The organism is Pseudactinotalea sp. HY160 (genome assembly GCF_009372055.1).
Classification (GTDB): domain Bacteria; phylum Actinomycetota; class Actinomycetes; order Actinomycetales; family Beutenbergiaceae; genus HY158.
Window position 1 is genome coordinate 112,933 of the sequence record NZ_WHMT01000010.1, and the last position, 17,581, is coordinate 130,513.

Consider the following 17,581-nt stretch of genomic DNA (forward strand, 5'->3'; position numbering starts at 1 on the left):
GAATACACGTGGACCTCGTCAATGCCTCCTGGCTGCTCATCGCCATTCCCCTGGTGAGCGCCGGCCTCCTGCTCCTGCTGGGGCGCGCCGCCGATTCGTGGGGCCACTGGCTCGGCGTTCTCGCCTCCGGTGCCTCCGGTGTCCTGGCCATCGCGCTGCTGATCGACTTCCTCGGTCGCGCGCCGGCCGACCGTGCGGTCGACGTGCACCTGTACGACTGGATCACGGGCTCCGCTCTCAACGTCTCCGCCGGGCTGCGGATCGACACGCTGTCGATCTCGTTCATGCTCCTGGTCACGTTCGTGGGCACGCTCATCCACATCTACTCGGTCGCGTACATGAAGGACGACGTCGCTCGCCGACGCTTCTTCGCCTACCTCAACCTGTTCGTCGCGTCGATGCTCATCCTCGTGATGGCGGACTCCTACGCGTTCCTCTTCCTCGGCTGGGAGGGCGTCGGCGTCGCCTCCTACCTGCTCATCGGGTTCTGGAATCAGCGGACGGAGTACGCGGTCGCCGCGAAGAAGGCGTTCGTGATGAACCGCGTCGGCGACATGGGCATGCTCGTCGGCATGATGGTGCTGTTCGCGACCATCGGCGCCGTCGACTTCGAGACCGTCTTCGACGCCGCGGCCGGGACGAACGAGGGCGTGCTCACGTTCGCGGGCATCGCCTTCCTCATCGGGGCCTGCGGCAAGTCCGCCCAGTTCCCGCTGCAGGCCTGGCTGGGAGACGCGATGGCCGGCCCGACGCCGGTCTCGGCCCTCATCCACGCCGCCACGATGGTCACCGCCGGCGTCTACCTCGTGGTGCGCTCCGGCCCGATCTTCGAGGGGGCGCCCGCCGCCCAGCTCGTCGTCGTCATCGTCGGTGCGATCACGCTGCTGTTCGGGGCGATCGTCGGTTGCGCGAAGGACGACCTGAAGAAGGCGCTCGCCGCCTCGACGATGAGCCAGATCGGCTACATGATGCTCGCCGCCGGGCTCGGCCCGATCGGCTACGCGTTCGCGATCTTCCACCTGATCACCCACGGCTTCTTCAAGGCCGGCCTCTTCCTCGGATCCGGGTCGGTCATGCACGGCATGAACGACGTCGTGAACATGCGCGGGTTCGGTGGCCTGAGCCGGTACATGAAGATCACCTGGATCACGTTCGGGGCCGGTTGGCTGGCCATCATCGGCTTCCCCGGCCTGAGCGGATTCTGGTCGAAGGACAAGATCATCGAGGCCGCGTTCGTCGGCGAGGGCTGGCAGCCCTGGGTCTTCGGCGGCGTCGCGCTCCTGGGCGCGGGGATCACCGCCTTCTACATGTCGCGGCTCTTCTTCATGACCTTCCACGGCAAGGAGCGCTTCAACGACGGGCGCAACGGGCTTCCCGGCCCGGAGCAGCACCCGCACGAGTCCCCGGCGCTCATGACGATCCCGATGATCATCCTCGCGATCGGCTCGGTCGGACTCGGAGCGTTCCTCGCGATCGGCGACCGGTTCTCCACCTGGCTCGCGCCGGTGACCGGGCCGGTCGAGCATCACGAGCCGGTGCTGTCCGTGCCGGTGATCACCACGGCCACGCTCGTGCTCGTGGCCATCGGGGTGTTCCTGGCCTGGCGCCAGTACGCCGCGAACGAGGTGCCGATCGCGCCGCCCGTCGGCAGCGTGCTCACCCGCGCCGCCCGGGTCGACCTTCACCAGGACGACGTGAACGAGGCCCTCGTCGGGCGTCCGGGCCTGCACCTGACCCGCACGCTCGTCTACGCCGATGGCGCCGTCGTCGACGGGGCCGTGCGCGGCCTCGGATCCGGCACGGTGGGCTGGGGCGAACGGCTCCGGCGCCTCCAGAACGGTTATGTCCGCAGCTACAGCGCACTCATGGCCGTCGGGGTCGTCGCCTCCCTCGTCGTCGTGCTCGCGATCCGGTACTGAGCAGGAGAATCACGGATGCCCACACAGATTGCCGGACAGTCGATTCTGACTCTCCTCATCCTCGTCCCCGCGGTCGTCGCGCTGCTCATCTGGGCCGTGCGACCCCTGCGGGCCGCAGCCCGCCCGATCGCCCTGGTCACCTCCGTCGTCGTGCTCGCGGGCGCCGGGTGGCTCGCGGGCGGATTCGACATGGCGAACGCCTCGACGCCCCAGTTCACGCAGGTGGCCGAGTGGATCCCGGCCTTCGGCGCCTCCTACGCCGTCGGGGTCACCGGCCTCGGCCTCGTCATGGTGCTGCTCGCCGCGCTGCTCGTGCCGATCGTCATCCTCTCCGCCTGGAACGAGGTGACCCTCCCCGAGGGGGTCACCGCCAAGGCGGCGCTCGACTATCGCCGGGCCGGCTACATGGCGCTCATCCTCGTGCTCGAGGCGCTCATGATCGCGATCTTCGTCGCGCAGGACGTGTTCTTCTTCTACATCCTGTTCGAGGCGATCCTCATCCCGATCTACTTCATGATCGGGTCCTACGGCGGGCCGAACCGCCGCAGCGCCGCGATCAAGTTCCTCGTCTACTCGCTCGCGGGCGGGCTCATCATGCTCGTCGGCGTCATCGCGCTGTACTTCCAGACCGACCAGGGCCCGAGCGCCTTCCTGCTCGAGAACGTCACGAACGCGGTGGGCGGGGACCCGACGCTGCAGATGTGGCTCTTCCTCACGTTCTTCGTGGCGTTCGCGATCAAGGCGCCGATGGTTCCGGTGCACACGTGGCTGCCCGACAGCGCCGCCCAGGCACCTCCGGGCACCTCCACGCTGCTCGTCGGCGTCCTCGACAAGGTGGGCACGTTCGGGATGATCGTGCTGTGCCTGCCGATCTTCCCGGACGCCTCGAAGGCGGCCGCCCCGGTGATCATCGTGCTCGCGGTCATCGCGATCATCTACGGCGGGATCGTGGCGATCGGGCAGACGGACGTCATGCGGATGATCGCGTTCAGCTCGGTCAGCCACTTCGGCTTCATCGTGCTGGGCATCTTCGTGGGCACCACCACCGCCCTGAGCGGGGCGATGATCTACATGGTCGCCCACGGCCTCTCGATCGCCGGACTGTTCCTCATCTCCGGCTTCCAGACCCAGCGCGGGGGAACCCAGCTCATGGACTCCTACGGGGGCATGCAGCGCATCACCCCGATCATCGCCGGCACCTGGCTCATCTCCGGATTCGCCTCGCTCGCGCTCCCCGGCCTGTCCGGCTTCGTGCCCGAGTACCAGGTGCTGCTCGGCTCCTTCCAGAACGCCGTCTGGATCGGGATCGCGGCCGTCATCGGCATCGTGCTCTCGGCGCTGTACATCCTCATGTCCTATCAACGCATCTACACCGGTCCACCGAACGAGAAGTACCGCGGGATGCCGGATCTGGACGGCCGGGAGAAGACGGTCGCGGGGGTCCTCATCGCGGCGATGCTCTTCCTGGGCTTCTATCCGGCGCCCGTTCTCGATGCGGTCAACCCCATCGCTGACACTCTCGCCCAGATCATCGGGAGCGCTTCATGAATCCGTTGCAGTCCACATTCGTCGCCCCGCACATCGACTGGGCGGCGCTCGCACCGATCGTCATCGTCTTCGCCGCAGCGGTCGCCTCGGTGCTCGTGGAGGCCTTCGTGCCGCGTGCGCACCGTCGGCTCGCCCAGGTGGGACTGTCCGTCGTCGCGATGGGCGCGGCCCTCGTGGCCGTCGTGTGGCGCTGGACCGAGGTGAGCATCCAGGGCCCGCAGGAGCTCGTGGCCGGCGCCATCCACGAGGATCCGGCCGGGCTCTTCGGCCAGGGGCTCGTGCTCGTCATGTCGTTCCTCGCGCTGCTCATCCTCGCCGACAAGGTCGGGGGCGAGGACTTCTTCGCCCCGACCGCGGCCGCGATCCCGGGCTCCCAGTACGAGGAGCAGGCTCGCCGTGCCGGTCTCGTGCAGACCGAGGTCTACCCGCTCACGCTGTTCGCCGTCCTCGGCCTCATGGTGTTCACGGTCGCGGCGGACCTGCTGACGATGTTCATCGCCCTCGAGGTGCTGTCGCTGCCGCTGTACCTGCTCTCGGGTCTCGCCCGCCGGCGCCGGCTCGTGTCGCAGGAGGCCTCGCTCAAGTACTTCCTGCTCGGCGCGTTCTCCTCGGCGTTCTTCCTCATGGGCCTCGCGCTGCTCTACGGCTACTCGGGCTCGATCCGGCTCTCCGAGATCGCGACCGCCGTCCCGCAGATGGTCGGGATGGACGGGCTCCTGCTCGCCGGGAGCGTGCTCGTGCTCATCGGGCTGCTGTTCAAGGTGGCCGCCGTGCCCTTCCACTCGTGGACCCCGGACGTCTACCAGGGCGCCCCGACCCCGATCACGGGCTTCATGGCCGCCGGCGTCAAGATCGCCGCATTCGGCGCGATCCTGCGGTTCGTCTACGTCGTCACCCCGGGCATCCAGTGGGATCTGGCCCCGTTCCTGTGGACGATCGCGATCCTCACGATGATCGTGGGCACCGTGCTCGCGCTCGTCCAGACCGACATGAAGCGGATCCTCGCGTACTCCGCGATCGCCCACGCGGGATTCGTGCTGCTCGGCGTCATCTCCCTCGAGCAGTCGGGGATCGGCGCGGTGCTCTTCTACCTGCTCGCCTACGGGCTGGCCACCGTCGGCGCCTTCGGCCTCGTGGCCATGGTGCGCAACCGGAACGCGGACGGCACGGTCACGAGCGAGGCCGGACACCTGTCGCAGTGGGCCGGACTCGGTCGCCGCAGCCCGCTGCTCGCGCTGGCCATGACGCTGTTCCTGCTGTCGTTCGCCGGGATCCCGCTCACCTCGGGCTTCATCGGGAAGTTCACGGTCTTCAGTTCGGCGATCGACGGCGGCGCCTGGCCGCTCGTCGTGGTGGCGATCATCGCCTCGGCCGCCTCGGCGTTCTTCTACATCCGTATCATCGTGCTCATGTTCTTCACGGAGCCGGCAGGTGAGCACACGACGGTGGTCGCGCCCGAGGGCATGGCCCAGGTGGCGATCGCGGTCTGCGCGATCGGGACCGTGGCCCTGGGAATCGTCCCGCAGGGCGTGCTCGACCTCACCGCGCAGGCGTCGAAGTTCCTGCTGTGACCTCGTCCCTGCCCCTCGGCGATGAGGCCCTCGAAGGCCTCATCGCCGGCGAACTGGACCGGATCGAGGCCCGGTTGGCCCACGAGGCGCGCAGCACGCACCCGATCATCGCCGACGCCTCCGGGCACCTCATGAGCGCGGGGGGCAAGCGGCTGCGGCCGGTGCTCGTCATGCTCACCTCCCAACTCGGCAGCGGGATCGACGAGGCGGTGCGGCAGGCCGCCGTGGCCACCGAGCTCACCCATCTGGCCACGCTCTACCACGACGACGTCATGGACTCGGCTCCGCTTCGCCGGGGCGCTCCGAGCGCGCACGAGGTGTGGGGCAACTCCGTCGCGATCCTCGTCGGGGACCTGCTCTTCGCCCGCGCCTCGCAGCTCGTCTCCGAGCTCGGCCCCGTCGCCGTGCGGATCCAGGCCGACGCGTTCGAACGGCTCGTGCTCGGTCAGCTGCACGAGACCCTCGGGCCGGGGGCGGGCGACGACCCGATCGCGCACTATCTGCGGGTGCTTGCCGACAAGACCGGCTCCCTCATCTCCGCCTCCGCCCATTACGGAGCGCTGTTCGCCGGCGCCGACGAGGCGATCATCGCCGCCGTCGTCGCCTATGGGGAGAAGGTCGGCGTCGCGTTCCAGCTCGCGGACGACGTCATCGACCTGATCTCCGACGCCGAGGTCACCGGCAAGACCCCGGGCACGGACCTGCGCGAGGGCGTGGCCACCATGCCCGTGCTGCTGCTGCGCGCCCAGGCCGCACGCGGCGAGATCGATGCCGCCGGCACCGATATCCTCACCGCCCTCGAGGGCGACCTGAGCGACGACGCGTCACTGGCGGCCGCCCTCGATGCGCTCCGCGCGCACCCGATCCTGGACGAGTCGCGGGAGCTTGCGCGCCAGTGGGCCGCGGATGCGGTCGCCGAACTCGCGCCCCTGCCGGAGGGCCCCGCCAAGGACGCCCTGACGAGCTTCGCGGGCCTCCTGGTCGACCGCCTCGCCTGACTGTCGTCGCTGATAAACGCATACGAAGTCCAAACGACTGCAGGGTGGCTTCCGTATTGCTAGGGTATGTGCCACCCAACGAGGGGTGCGGTACGTTTAAAGGGGATAGGTACATGTTGAACTCGAGACTTGGTGAGTTGGTGTCGGCATTGGCGCTTGCATCACTTGCCATCAGTGCGCCCGCGGTGGGCAAGAGCAGTTCGGATGCGAGTGTCGGTTTCACCAGTGCGTTCTCGGAGGTCGAAGCTGCTGGCGGATCCGTCGTAGTCGATGACGAGGGGAGTGTGCGGCTGCGTGTCGAGGGATCGCTGGACCTCCTCCTAGTCAGTGATGCGGCCGTTCAAGGGACGGAGGAGGGAGGACTCAAGGTGGAGCTCGATGGCATCGAGCCAGACTCGACGCTTGTCGTGATGCCGGACGTGCCCAAGGCGGATGTCTTGGCCTACGTCAGCGATGCGCTTGGCGGCGCGACGCCCGAACCGAACCCTGAGTCTGGACCGGCTTCTGAGCCGTTCGCCACTCTTCAGTACGGCTGTGGCAGCTCGAGGACCTTCACGGCTACCGTCGGGATGACCTCGTGGGGGAATGCGATCAATCTCGGATGCAGCATTGCGGGATCGCCCGGCCACAAGACTACGTACGCTTGGCAGGTGAATCCCTCCTCGTACGGAAGCGCCTGCGTGGCCGTTGCCGGCTGGGTGACGACGCAGGGCGCGCCCGGGCAGCCCCCGGTGACTGTGCAGCATTTCTACCCCGCAGGATGCGGCAACAGTAGCGCGGGCCTCGTGGGCTACACGGTTCCGTGGGGCAATGTCTGGGCTATTCCGAAGTTCAAGGTTCGCAACCCGGGAACTGTGGGTGTGACCGGAGTGGTGATGGGCTGACGCATGTTTCCTGAGAATGAGAGGTCCGAGATGTCTACGCGCCACAGCAACGATGACCGTCCACGCTCCGCAATCGTCGAGTGGCTCGCTGATGGACGGAGGATGATCGGGGTCGCGGCAGTGCTGCTTGTGGTCAGCGCCTTGATCAACGTGTTCTCAGTCAATGTTCCCTTGCTGTTCGTGGGTGATGATTCCAGCTTCCGGATCACCAATATCCTCGACGTGATCGCGGGCGTCTTCCTCCGCCCGGCCGGCATCGCCTGTCTGGTTGTTGGGCTGCTACGCCTGAAGTAGGACACGAAGTAGAGCGAGTGCGAGGCGGCGCTGCAACCATTGCCGCGCCGCCTCACGCCGTGGAGGAAGCAGTCGTTGACCTGGGCCCAGGATCAGCCCGCCGAACGCGTTGGAGCCCGTGCTATCGGCGACGATCGGACCCGTCGTCTCACACCATCGCCGCAGCGGTGCGTGCCGAACCTCCGACGCCTTGTGGGTGTCGGGTTGCTCGAGTGCGCTCGTTGGCGAAGGTCCCGCGTATGAAGTCTCTCGTGGATCACCTTGATCGGCCGGTGGGCGGGGAGCACGCATTCGTAGGAGGCCCCGGGGTGGTGACCGAGATTACGAGCCTGGGAATGGATGTCCATGCTCGTACGGTGCGGGCGGCCGCGATCGATGAGAGCACGGGGAGTCGATCTAGCGAGCCGTACCCGCCGACGTAGCGGATCACACCGCACGGCGGCGGCATGAGAAGCCGCAGGGAGGTATCCGGAAGACGAGTGGCCGACCCCGCACCATCCGGCACCTGGGTGCGCTGGACCCCATCTGCTCGTGTTGGCGGCACCCAGGTCCCTCGGCAGCCGCCATATGGGGGCGCTACACCCCACGTGGCCGTGTCGAGGCCGCCCAGGTTGGGTGCGGAGGCTACTGGTCGGCGAGCGGGGTGTGCATGAGCTGGACGACCTGCACCCCGCGCCGGGTCACGAGCTGGGCGCGACCCGGATCCCCGGGCTTCGGCTTGACGTTCTTGACGAGGGGGCCCTCCGCCGGCGACCCGGCGAGGATGAGCCCCGGGGAGGCGAGGTCCGACAGCGACTGGATGACCGGCTCGTAGAGCGACTTCGCCGCCCCGCCGGCGGAGCGCACGAGCACGACGTGCAGGCCGATGTCACGGGCCTGGGGCAGGAGCGGCACGAGCGGCAGCAGCGGATTTCCCTGGGAGGTGGCCACGAGCTCGTAGTCGTCGACGAGTAGGAACACGTCCTTGCCCGTCCACCACGAGCGCGCCCGCAGCTGATCGGCGGTCACGTCCGGGCCGGGGAGCCGGCCACTGAGGAAGGCCGCGAGATCCTTGATCCCGGCCATCGCGTTCGGTGCCGTGCGGTAGTAGCCGGCCAGGTACTCGTCGGGGATCGCGCCGAGGTGCGCGAACCGGTAGTCCACCTGGAGGATCTGTGCCTGCTCCGGGGTGTAGAGCCGCTGGATCTCGGCCGCCATCGAGGCGATGAACGTCGACTTGCCCGAGCCCGAGTCGCCGAAGGCGTACACGTGCGGTTCGACCCGTGGATCGATGCCCACACCCGTGAGCGCGGCCTCCTCGACCCCGAGGAGGAGCTGATCGCCGGACGGGGCCGCGGCGAGCACGTCCGCCGGCGAGACGTCGGTGGGCAGCAGCCGCAGCTTCGGGCCGGGGGCCTTCGTCCACGCCTTGTTCACCGACTCGATCAGGTGGTCCACCCCGGGGGCGAGGGCGTCCGGCTCCGGGCGGCCGTCGATCCTCGGAAGCGCCGCGAGCACGTGGTGGCCCGAGGCGATGAGGCCCCGGCCCGGACGGTCGGCCGGGATGTTCGCCGCGACCTTCCGGTCGATGTCGGAGTCCATCGGATTGCCGAGCTGCAGCTCGAGTTTCGTGCCGAACAGGTCCTTCATCTGGGTGCGGAAGTTCATCCACTGGTTCGCGGAGGCGAGGACGTGCAGCCCGAACGTGAGGCCCCGGGCACCGAGTGCCTGGATCTCACTCTCCATGTCGTCGAACTCCGAGCGCAGGGTGGGCCACCCGTCGACGATGAGCACCACGTCGCCCCAGCCGTCGTCGACCCGGCCCTCGGCCCGGCGCTGCCGGTAGGTCTCGATCGAGTCGATGCCGTGGGCCACGAAGTACTTCTCCCGGGCGTTGACGATCCCGGTCACCTCGGCCAGCACCCGGCGCACGACGTCGGGCTGGCTGCGGGAGGCGACCCCGGCGACGTGCGCCAGGTCCGCCAGCGGGGCGAACGTGCCGCCGCCGAAGTCCATGACGAAGAACTGCACCTCGTGCGGGGTGTGCGTGAGCGCGAGCCCCGTGACCACCGACCGCAACGCAGTCGACTTGCCCGTGCGCGGACCGCCGACGACGGCCATGTGACCACCCGCGCCCGCGAGGGAGAAGCGCAGCACCTCCCGGCGCTGCTCGAGCGGCCGGTCCACGATTCCGAGCGGGAACGTGAGCACCCCCGCCTCCCGCCAGCGGCGTGAGACCAGGCCGAGTTCGCCGTCCACACTCAGATCCGGCATGAGGGCGTCGAACGTCTCGGGCACCTCGAGCGGCGGCAGCCACACCTGGTGCGCCGGCAGCCCGTGCCCCTTCATCCGGGAGACCGCGATGTCGAACGTCACCCGCTTCTCGGCAGGTTCGGCCGGTCCAGCGGGCCCCGCGGGTATTGCCGGCACCGGCTCGACCTCCTTCGTGGCCGAGAGCACCGGGGCCGCGGTGAACGCCTCCACCCGCACCTGCGCGGCCTCCGTGCGCACCGGCGTGGCGCGCCGCCGGGCCTTCGGGGGCGCGGAGACGTAGGCCGCGCGGAACTGCAGCAGCGTGGTCGAATCCGGCTTGAGGAACCCGTGCCCACCGCCGCCGGGCAGCTCGAACGCGTCCGGCACGCCGATGACGGCCCGGGAGTCGGCGCCGGAGAAGGTCTTGAGCCCGATCCGGTACGACAGGTGGGAGTCGAGCCCGCGGAGCTTGCCCTCCTCCAGCCGCTGGGTCGAGAGCAGCAGGTGGATGTGCATGGAGCGGCCGAGCCGCCCGATCTGCGTGAACAGGTCGGCGAAGTCGGGCTTGGCGCTGAGCAGCTCGGTGAACTCGTCGGCCACGATGACCAGCGCCGGCAGCGGCGGCAGGTCGGTGCGACCGCTCGCCTTGCGGGCCTTCTCGTAGTCGCCGACGTTGGCGAAGTTCCCCGCCGAGCGCAGGAGCTCCTGGCGGCGGATCATCTCGCCCTGCAGGGCGTCGGCCATGCGGTCGACGAGCGTGAGCTCCTCGCCGAGGTTGGTGATGATCGCCGACACGTGCGGCATGTCCGCCATACCCGCGAACGTGGCCCCACCCTTGAAGTCGACGAGCACGAAGTTGAGCGCCTCGGAGGAGTGGGTGAGCGCGAGGGCGAGCACGAGCGTGCGCAGCACCTCGGACTTGCCCGAGCCGGTGGCGCCGATGAGCAGGCCGTGCGGGCCCATCCCCTGCTCCGCCGACTCCTTGAGGTCGAGGGAGACCGGCTGGCCCTGCGGGCTCAGGCCGATCGGGACCCGGAGCCGGTCCCGGGCGAGCCGGGGACGCCAGGCGACCTCCGGGTCGAAGTCGCGCACGTCCGGCAACCCGAGCAGGTCGGTCAGCTCGGCCGAGACCGCCGTCCGCGGGCCCTCGTCGCTCTCCTGCTCGAGCGCGAACGGGGTGAGCCGACGCGCCGTCGCCTCGGCCTCGGCGATGCTCATCCGGTCGGCGAGCGCGTCGGTGGCCTGCCGGGACCGCTGCAGCACCTGCATCGGGGTGACGTCCGCGCCGCCGGCCGCCGCGACCGGGTCGAAGAGGCGCAGCCGCACCGTGTTGCGATCGCGCAGCTCGTCCCACTGGGCGGGCAGATCGATCAGGGTGACCCCGGCGACGCCGTCCCGGGTCGCGATCGGGTGGTCGTCCGGCAGGTGACCGCCGTCGACGACCACGACGAGATGCGGGAAGACCTCCGCCCCGGGCTGGAACCTGGGCCGGTCGCCCACGCCCGGCGGCAGGTAGTCGGAGATGTCGGAGAACGCGGCCCCGATCATCCGGGCACGGCCCACGGCGTCGTGGGCGTGCAGCGAATGGGTGTGCGGCAGCCACTTCGCCCATTCCCACTGGGGCAGGGCGTCGGGGCCGGCGAGGATCGCGATCTGGAGGTTGTCGGCGTCGATGAACGTGGCCAGGTGGCACAGCATCGCGCGTGTGAGGCTGCGGACCTGGGTCGCCTGCCCGAGCACCTCGATCCGAGCGACGTCGCGCAGGTTCACGCCGAAGGGCACGGCGCGCAGGTTCTGGTGGGTCGTGACGAACCGGTGCGCGGCGGAGGCCGAGACGGGGTCGATCTGCGCGACCGGCGCCGGCGGGGGCGGCTCGAGCGTCAGGGCGAGCCGGGTCGTGGCGCGGCCGATCCGAACGTCGTAGGCGTCGGGCGCGGTCACCTCCCGCTCCCACACCCGGGTGCCCTCCTCGGCGACGACGGGCAGCGCCCATGGATCGGGCAGCATCCAGTGGGCGTACTGGCGCTGCCGATCCGCGGCGGTGCGCACGGTCGCGCGCAGGTCGGCCAGGTAGGCGAGGTATTCGCGCCGGTTCCCGGTGACCTCGCCCGTGTGCTTGGACTTCTGACGCCAGATGTTCATCCCGACCATCGACAGCGCCATGAACAGGAACATCCCGCCCATGATGTAGGCGCGCACCGGGTTCGAGGAGGAGTTGAACGCGATGAGGGCGACGGATCCGAGCGAGCCGATCATCGGCACGGCCATCATGAGCGCATTACTCGCACCCTCGGGCTTGGCCAGCTCCGGGGGCGGCTGCAATGCGATCGATCCGCTCGGCACCTGCGGCGGGGCGGGCCGCGGCCCGGATCGAGGGTTCATCCACTGCTCCCAACTCGTGCCGGGCGCGGTCGGCGCCCCGGCGATGATCGGCATTCAGACTACCGGGCGAGGCCCGGCCGCGCGGGCGCCGTCCATGGGTCGAAGGCCCCATCCCGCGCGGGCGATTGCGTGCGCGAACGGGCGGATCCGCTCGTTAGACTCACCCGGTGAGTGAGACTCCGGGGCCGCCGGGGGGAAGCAGGCAGGAGTGAGTGTGAGCGAGACGGCACATCGGGCGAGCCGGCTGACCCTTGCGCTCCTGGGCCCCACGGGCCTGCGCGACATCGCCGTCGGGGTCGAGACGACCCCCGCCGATCTGCTGGCGAGCATCGATCACGGCCGAACCGATCTCGTATTGACGACGTCCGCCGGGGTCGCCCTCGATCCCCACCGCGGCCTCGGGGATCAGGTCTCCTCCGGTGCGGTGCTCGGCTTCGCGGTCGCCGGCTCGCTCACGACGGGGAGTCGGGCGCTCTCGGAGCGCGCCGGCTGGCAGGGGATCGAGCCCCGGTATCGATTCGTCGCGTCGGGACGGCGCACCCTCGTCGGTCTGCTCGCTGCGGTCGCGGCGGTGGTCGTCGTGGTCACCCAGCTCGAACATGTCGTGGCCTCGACCCAGGTGGAGTGGCTGCGGTGGGTGAGCGGGGCGACCCTCGGGGCCGCAGCCGCGGCCGTCGCCGTGCGGCGGCACCCGCAGCTGGTGACGGTCCTCATCGGGCCGCTCCTCGGACTCGGGGCCGGGGTGGCGTGGGCGCCGTGGCAGGTGGCGGCCTCGCCGGTGAAGGCCGTGGCGCTGGCCCTCACCGTCGGTGCGCTCTGTGCCGCCCTCGTGGCCGTGCTCAGATACGCGGTGAGTCGGCGCCAGGATGCCCGGGAGGGCTCCGCCGGGCGGGTCACCGCCGCCGCCTCGCTCGTGGCCGCGATCGTGTCGGGGGTGGCGATCGTGGCGGTGCTGTGCCTCCTCGTCGGTGCGGCGCCGGCCACCGCACCCGTCCTGCTCCTCGGCTGCGCACCGCTCGTGCTGCGGGCCCTGCCCGTCGTCGCGCTCCGGATCCCCGACGAGGAGATCCTCGACCTGCCCGTCATCATGAAGTCGGTGCGCAGCGTCCGGGCCACGATGCCCGCCTCGCCGCGGCGCATCCGCACCCGGTGGGTGGCCGAGCACGTCGAGGCGGCCGCCACGAGCCGGTTGGCGGGGGTCATCCTCCTGTGCACCCTCGCGGTCCTGGTCGCGCCGGCCGTGATCGTGCGGGCGCGCCCCGCCGGCGTCGTCGGTTGGGCCGCGATCGGAGCGGTCGCGTGCGTCACGCTCGTGCTCGGGCTGAGCCCGCGGTCCTGGGCCGGGGGGCCCACGAAGGTCATCCCGCGGGTCGCGCTCGTGATCGTGCTGCTCCAGGTCGCCCTGCTTCGGCCGGGAGGTGAGCCGGGGCTGCTCGCGGCGGCGGTGCTCATGGGGCTCGCGGCGCTCATGCTCGTGGTGATGAGCCCGGTGGCCGCGGGCTTCCGGTCGGTGCGCTGGTCCCGGGCGGGCGATATCGTGGAGGCGATGGCCGTGGGGCTCGTGCTGCCCGCGACGCTGCTCGCGGCAGGGGCGCTCGACGCGCTCCCCATGCTCACCGCGAACTGATCCCACTCCCCAGACCCGCGTACACCCCCGAACGCCCCCTATATGCCCCCAGAGGCCCCCAGAGGCACCGAGAGGACCGAGCGATGAGCGTCCACGCGCCGCAGCGACCGCGGTACGCGCCCATGCGGCAGTTGCCGGTCTCGGTGGTCCATCCGCCCGTCGGACGTCGACTGCTCGCGCAGCTGTGCGACACGGTCGTCGTGCTCGCTCCCGGGGCGGTTCTCGTCGTGCTCACGGGCAACCTCGTGCTGGCGGCGATCGTGTCGTTCGAGCTCCTGCTCGCCCAGGTCGTCTCGGAGGCGAGGTGTGGAGCCACCCTCGGCAAATGGCTTCTCGGCCTTCGGGCGGCGAAGGTCGACTCCCTCTACGCACCCGGGCTCCTGCGGGCCGCGGGACGCTCCCTCGTGCTCGGCCTGGGCCATCTGGTCGCCGGCCTCGGCCAATTCGTCATGATCGCCGCGGCGGCCGGGGACAAGGACCGTGGGCAGGGCTGGCACGATCGCGCCGCCCGCACCACCGTGCTCGACGTGCGCGCCGGGATTCGGGCCAGCGCGTTCAGCGGCGCCCCGCAGGCAGATCGCGGCGCCGACTCCGCTGCCGGCTCCAGTACCGGCCCCGGTGCCCACCATCCGACCGCAGCGGAGGAATCCGGGCGTCGGGCCGGCTCGGGCGGGACTCCGGAGGCGTTCGCCCCGGCCGTGCGGCCGGCGCCCGCTCCCGCTGTGCCGCCCGCTCCCGTCATGCCGCCCGTGCCGCCGGCGGCATCGGCCCCACTCGTCACGCCGCCTCCGATGCCGCCCTCGGTGCTGCACGAACCGGCGGCGCGGCAGCCGCCGGCCGCCCCGCCGGCACCCGCCTTCCTCCGACTCGTGGGGGAGGGGACGGCGCCGATCCGCGTGGGAGGGACCGTCTTCGTCGGCCGCGCGCCGATCGCCCCGGCCGGGGAGGCGGCGACCGCCGTGGCGATCCACGACGATCGGCGTTCCCTCTCGCGCACCCATGCGCGCCTCGAGGCGCGTGGCGCCGAGCTCGTGATCACCGACCTCGGCTCCGCGAACGGCACCTTCCTCATCGCGGCCGACGGGAGCGCGCAGCAGCTCGAGTCCGATCGGCCGGTGGCGGTACCGGCCGGGACGACGTTCGCGCTCGGCTCCAAGGTCTTCACCGTCCACGCGGGCTGACCGGGCGCGCGCACGGCGCGTCGGGCGCCATCGTTTACACTGCGAAGGGCGCTACGGGGAGGCCTCGTGGGGTCGGCCGAGTGGGACAACCGAGTGGGACAACCGAGTCCAGGAGGACTGAATGCCGAGCAAGGACCGGCGCCGGAGCATGTCGATCGTGCTCGCGGCCGGCGTATTGATCGCCGCGAGCGGATGCGGCGACGGCCGATCCGAGGAGCCGACGACCGCCCCCGCGCCCACCGCCGAGCCGACGACGGCCGAACCGACGGCCGAACCGACGCCGGAGCCCACCGCGGCCACGCCGACCCCGGCGGAGATCCCGAACGCCGGGCAGGAGGTCCGGGTGGAACCCGGGGATGCGGTTCCGTTCTACGACTTCAGCCAGAGTTTCGACAGCCCGCCACACGTGGCCGACATCCGGGTGACCGGGGTGGAGTGGGATTGGAGTCCGCCGGGCGATGCCTCGGATCTGTGCGAGTACGATCCGGCCGACGGCCGCTACGTCGCGGTCGACCTCGCGATCGAGTCCAACGCCGCGGCCGAATCGTACGGGACGCCCTTCAGCGGCGAGGACATCGTGATCACGGACGACGCGGGCGAGCCTGCCGCGGACTATCGCGACTGGGAATCGCTCGCGTGCATGAGCCCGGGGGAGGAGATCACGGTGTCGCTCGAGCAGAACACGAGCTATACGGGGGCCCTCCTCTTCGTGGTCGAGGAGGACGCCTCCCAGCTCCGGGTGGACTTCCATTTCGACCGGGAGGGTGTCACCCCGACCTTCGTGTGGCAGCTGAGCGACTTCTGAGCGAGTCGCCGGCGGCCACGCCGTGAAGGCGTCGCGGTGGTATGACGACGGCCCGGCGAGCAGGTGCTCGCCGGGCCGTCGTCGTCCGGCTTCAGAGTAGGTCGTCGGTGTCCATCGTCGCGGGAGTCGCGTGCTCGCGCACGCCGGCCCCGCCGCCGGGCCCGAGGTCGACCGCGGCCTCTTCGGAATCCAGCTGCAGCGCCTGCAGGCCGAGGCCGCGCCGCTTCTTCTTGTCCGAGCCGCGGCCACCGGCCCCACCCATGCCGCCGGCCGCCATCGCAGCGCCGCCGCGGGATCCCCCCGCCGCAGCGCCCTGGCCGGCGGGCATCGCGCCGCCGCGGGCGCCTGCTGCTCCGCCCGTACCTCCGGCGCCGCCCGGGCCGCCACCGATCACGCCGGCGCGGGCCCCGCCCGCGGCTCCGGCTCCGGGCGCCCCGAGCGCCGAACCGCCGGGCACCATCCCGGCCCCGCCCCGCGCGCCGAGCAGGCCGCCGAGGCCACCGCCGCCGCCGAGTCCGCGTGCGGCGAGCAGGCCCGCCCCGCCGACCGCGGCGCCCGCGCCGATTCCGGACACGAGCCCGCCGCTGCCCCCACCGTCGAGGCCGGAACCGGAGCCCCCGCCGCCGGGCCCGTAGCCCGTGCCGCCTCCCGGCTCATAGCCGGTGCCACCGCCGCCGGGGGGATGGCCCGTGCCGCCGCCCGGGGGAGAGGCGGGATCCGTGCCGATCTCGGGAAGGGGCGTGAGCGGATCGCGCGGCCCGATCGGAGGAGACACCTCGTAGGTCGGCGGCTCCCACCCGCCGGGGAGGGTCGGCGGACGCCCGACGTGGATCGGGTCATCGCCGGTGCCGCCGCCACCGCCGCCTGGGCCGGGGAAGGTCGGGCCATCGGGAAGCTGCGTCCCGGGGGGACGCACGCCGATGACACCGGGACCGGTCGGCGGTCCCCAGGGGAAGGAGCCGACGCCCCCGCCGGGCGGGAGCCCGCCCGGACTGCGCGTGGCCGGGCCGCCGGCGTCCCTCGTGGAACGATCCTCGAAGGTGATCCCGCCGAGCGCACGGTCGTAGCGCTCCCGGGCGATCGCGGCCTCCTCCTCGCGGGCCTCCTCGACGAGGCCCGCCTGCCACAGCCGCATGTCCTCGGCCGGGAAGTGGCCGCCACCACCGAGGATCGAGTAGACGTTCTGCACGCCGAGCTCCCGGGCGGCGATGAACGGGCTCTCGCCCTCGGGCGGGAGGGAGTCGACCGCCTGGGTGGCGTCGCGCATCGCCGCGACCGCGAGGTCGGCGTTGTCCTGCGACTTCGCCACCTTCGTCTTGAGGCTCTCGAACCGCTCGTCGATGAGGTCTGCCGACTCGCGGAAACGCTCGGCGATCAAGCCCTCGATCCCGGTGCGAGAGCGCATCTGCTGCAGGCTCTCCTGTGCGCCTCCCAGGGAGTTGAGCGAAGACGACAGGTTGTTCTGATCCGTCCTGCGCGACCATGCCCCGAATCCGGAGTAGCTGGTGCGGATCCTGTCGAGGTAATCGTAGTGCTGGCCCATGAATCCTCCTCAGACCATCATCGGGATGGGACCCATGCCGGGGATCGCGATCACCGCGCCCTGGATATAGGTCGGGTCCGCGTCGAGACGAGCGCTGAGCAGCTCGAGACCCTGCTCGGTCTCCTCGTCGATGTCCTCGAGCTCGGCGCCCGCCTCGACGAGCGCGTCTCGAAGGCCCTTGAGCTCGGTCCAGATCTCGTCGATGTCGCGCTGCATCTGCTTGACGGTCAGGGTGAAGTCCTGCCGGAAGGATGCGCTGCCCGACACCGCCGCCCAACTGGTCTCCCCCTGGCTCCCGACCGAATGGACGAGGTTTCGGGGGTGATCGAACTCGTCCACGAGTGTGCCTAGGCGCCCGAGGGCGGACTTGAAGTCCTCCTTGTCGACCACGAGGTCGGTCATCCTGATTCCTCTCACTGCTCGGCGTTCGAGATGCTGCGGTGACGGATCTGCGCGAGATCGTCTATCGACGACGGCACGCGTCGAACCCCGGGGTGGGCTCCGACGCGCGCCGGCGATGCGGGTGGTGTGCTCAGCCGCCGAAGCGCTGGGCGTTGCGCTGTTCGGCGTTCTGGTAGTCGGCGTTGCCCTGGGAGA

12 protein-coding genes are annotated in these 17,581 nt (G+C 70.8%); 9 read left to right on the top strand and 3 right to left on the bottom strand.

Translation table 11 applies throughout. The features are described 5' to 3' along the window. Window positions 1-2 precede the first annotated feature (2 nt). The 6 genes from nuoL (at window position 3) to GCG21_RS10970 (ending at window position 7,214) form a co-directional block, all read left to right on the top strand. Window positions 3-1,919 carry an NADH-quinone oxidoreductase subunit L gene (nuoL, locus tag GCG21_RS10945; RefSeq protein WP_153878803.1) on the top strand — a complete coding sequence of 639 codons (1,917 nt, stop codon included), beginning with the start codon at window positions 3-5 and terminating at the stop codon, window positions 1,917-1,919. A gap of 15 nt (window positions 1,920-1,934) precedes the next feature. Beyond that, window positions 1,935-3,467, top strand: coding sequence for an NADH-quinone oxidoreductase subunit M (locus GCG21_RS10950; protein ID WP_152909715.1), 1,533 nt, complete (start codon window positions 1,935-1,937; stop codon window positions 3,465-3,467). Continuing rightward, window positions 3,464-5,038 carry an NADH-quinone oxidoreductase subunit NuoN gene (gene nuoN, locus GCG21_RS10955; protein WP_152909716.1) on the top strand — a complete coding sequence of 525 codons (1,575 nt, stop codon included), beginning with the start codon at window positions 3,464-3,466 and terminating at the stop codon, window positions 5,036-5,038. The genes GCG21_RS10950 and nuoN overlap by 4 nt, the downstream gene beginning before the upstream one ends. Further along, window positions 5,035-6,036 (top strand): polyprenyl synthetase family protein, encoded by a 1,002-nt coding sequence (locus GCG21_RS10960; RefSeq protein WP_370517458.1) that lies wholly within the window; start codon window positions 5,035-5,037, stop codon window positions 6,034-6,036. Before nuoN ends, GCG21_RS10960 begins: the two co-directional genes overlap by 4 nt. Before the next feature lie 113 nt (window positions 6,037-6,149). Then, entirely contained in the window at window positions 6,150-6,920 is a 771-nt protein-coding gene (locus GCG21_RS10965) for a hypothetical protein (RefSeq protein ID WP_152909718.1), read from the top strand. A 30-nt stretch (window positions 6,921-6,950) separates the two neighbouring features. Further along, entirely contained in the window at window positions 6,951-7,214 is a 264-nt protein-coding gene (locus GCG21_RS10970) for a hypothetical protein (RefSeq protein ID WP_152909719.1), read from the top strand. Between the two features lie 624 nt (window positions 7,215-7,838). On the opposite strand, the gene eccCa is transcribed toward GCG21_RS10970, so the two are convergent. Next, window positions 7,839-11,882: a type VII secretion protein EccCa gene (eccCa, locus tag GCG21_RS10975; RefSeq protein ID WP_227993648.1), complete on the bottom strand. Its 4,044-nt coding sequence runs from the start codon at window positions 11,880-11,882 to the stop codon at window positions 7,839-7,841. Window positions 11,883-12,042: 160 nt separating this feature from the next. Between eccCa and GCG21_RS10980 the strand changes: the two genes are divergently transcribed. The 3 genes from GCG21_RS10980 (at window position 12,043) to GCG21_RS10990 (ending at window position 15,441) form a co-directional block, all read left to right on the top strand. Next, window positions 12,043-13,455: a hypothetical protein gene (locus GCG21_RS10980; RefSeq protein ID WP_152909720.1), complete on the top strand. Its 1,413-nt coding sequence runs from the start codon at window positions 12,043-12,045 to the stop codon at window positions 13,453-13,455. 83 nt (window positions 13,456-13,538) lie between these two features. Further along, window positions 13,539-14,636, top strand: coding sequence for an RDD family protein (locus tag GCG21_RS10985; protein WP_152909721.1), 1,098 nt, complete (start codon window positions 13,539-13,541; stop codon window positions 14,634-14,636). Between the two features lie 121 nt (window positions 14,637-14,757). Further along, window positions 14,758-15,441, top strand: coding sequence for a hypothetical protein (locus GCG21_RS10990; RefSeq protein WP_152909722.1), 684 nt, complete (start codon window positions 14,758-14,760; stop codon window positions 15,439-15,441). Between the two features lie 91 nt (window positions 15,442-15,532). Here GCG21_RS10990 and GCG21_RS10995 read toward each other — a convergent pair whose 3' ends face one another. Beyond that, complete coding sequence (locus tag GCG21_RS10995) at window positions 15,533-16,984, bottom strand: hypothetical protein (protein WP_152909723.1); 1,452 nt, start codon at window positions 16,982-16,984, stop codon at window positions 15,533-15,535. Window positions 16,985-16,993: 9 nt separating this feature from the next. After that, window positions 16,994-17,386 carry a hypothetical protein gene (locus GCG21_RS11000; RefSeq protein ID WP_152909724.1) on the bottom strand — a complete coding sequence of 131 codons (393 nt, stop codon included), beginning with the start codon at window positions 17,384-17,386 and terminating at the stop codon, window positions 16,994-16,996. Window positions 17,387-17,581 lie beyond the last annotated feature (195 nt).

Coding starts and splice junctions, on each gene's coding strand:
- GCG21_RS10950 (WP_152909715.1), top strand. CDS start 1,935: ATGCCCACACAGATTGCCGGACAGTCGATTCTGACTCTCCTCATCCTC.
- nuoN (WP_152909716.1), top strand. CDS start 3,464: ATGAATCCGTTGCAGTCCACATTCGTCGCCCCGCACATCGACTGGGCG.
- GCG21_RS10965 (WP_152909718.1), top strand. CDS start 6,150: ATGTTGAACTCGAGACTTGGTGAGTTGGTGTCGGCATTGGCGCTTGCA.
- GCG21_RS10970 (WP_152909719.1), top strand. CDS start 6,951: ATGTCTACGCGCCACAGCAACGATGACCGTCCACGCTCCGCAATCGTC.
- eccCa (WP_227993648.1), bottom strand. CDS start 11,882: ATGCCGATCATCGCCGGGGCGCCGACCGCGCCCGGCACGAGTTGGGAG.
- GCG21_RS10985 (WP_152909721.1), top strand. CDS start 13,539: ATGAGCGTCCACGCGCCGCAGCGACCGCGGTACGCGCCCATGCGGCAG.
- GCG21_RS10990 (WP_152909722.1), top strand. CDS start 14,758: ATGCCGAGCAAGGACCGGCGCCGGAGCATGTCGATCGTGCTCGCGGCC.
- GCG21_RS10995 (WP_152909723.1), bottom strand. CDS start 16,984: ATGGGCCAGCACTACGATTACCTCGACAGGATCCGCACCAGCTACTCC.
- GCG21_RS11000 (WP_152909724.1), bottom strand. CDS start 17,386: ATGACCGACCTCGTGGTCGACAAGGAGGACTTCAAGTCCGCCCTCGGG.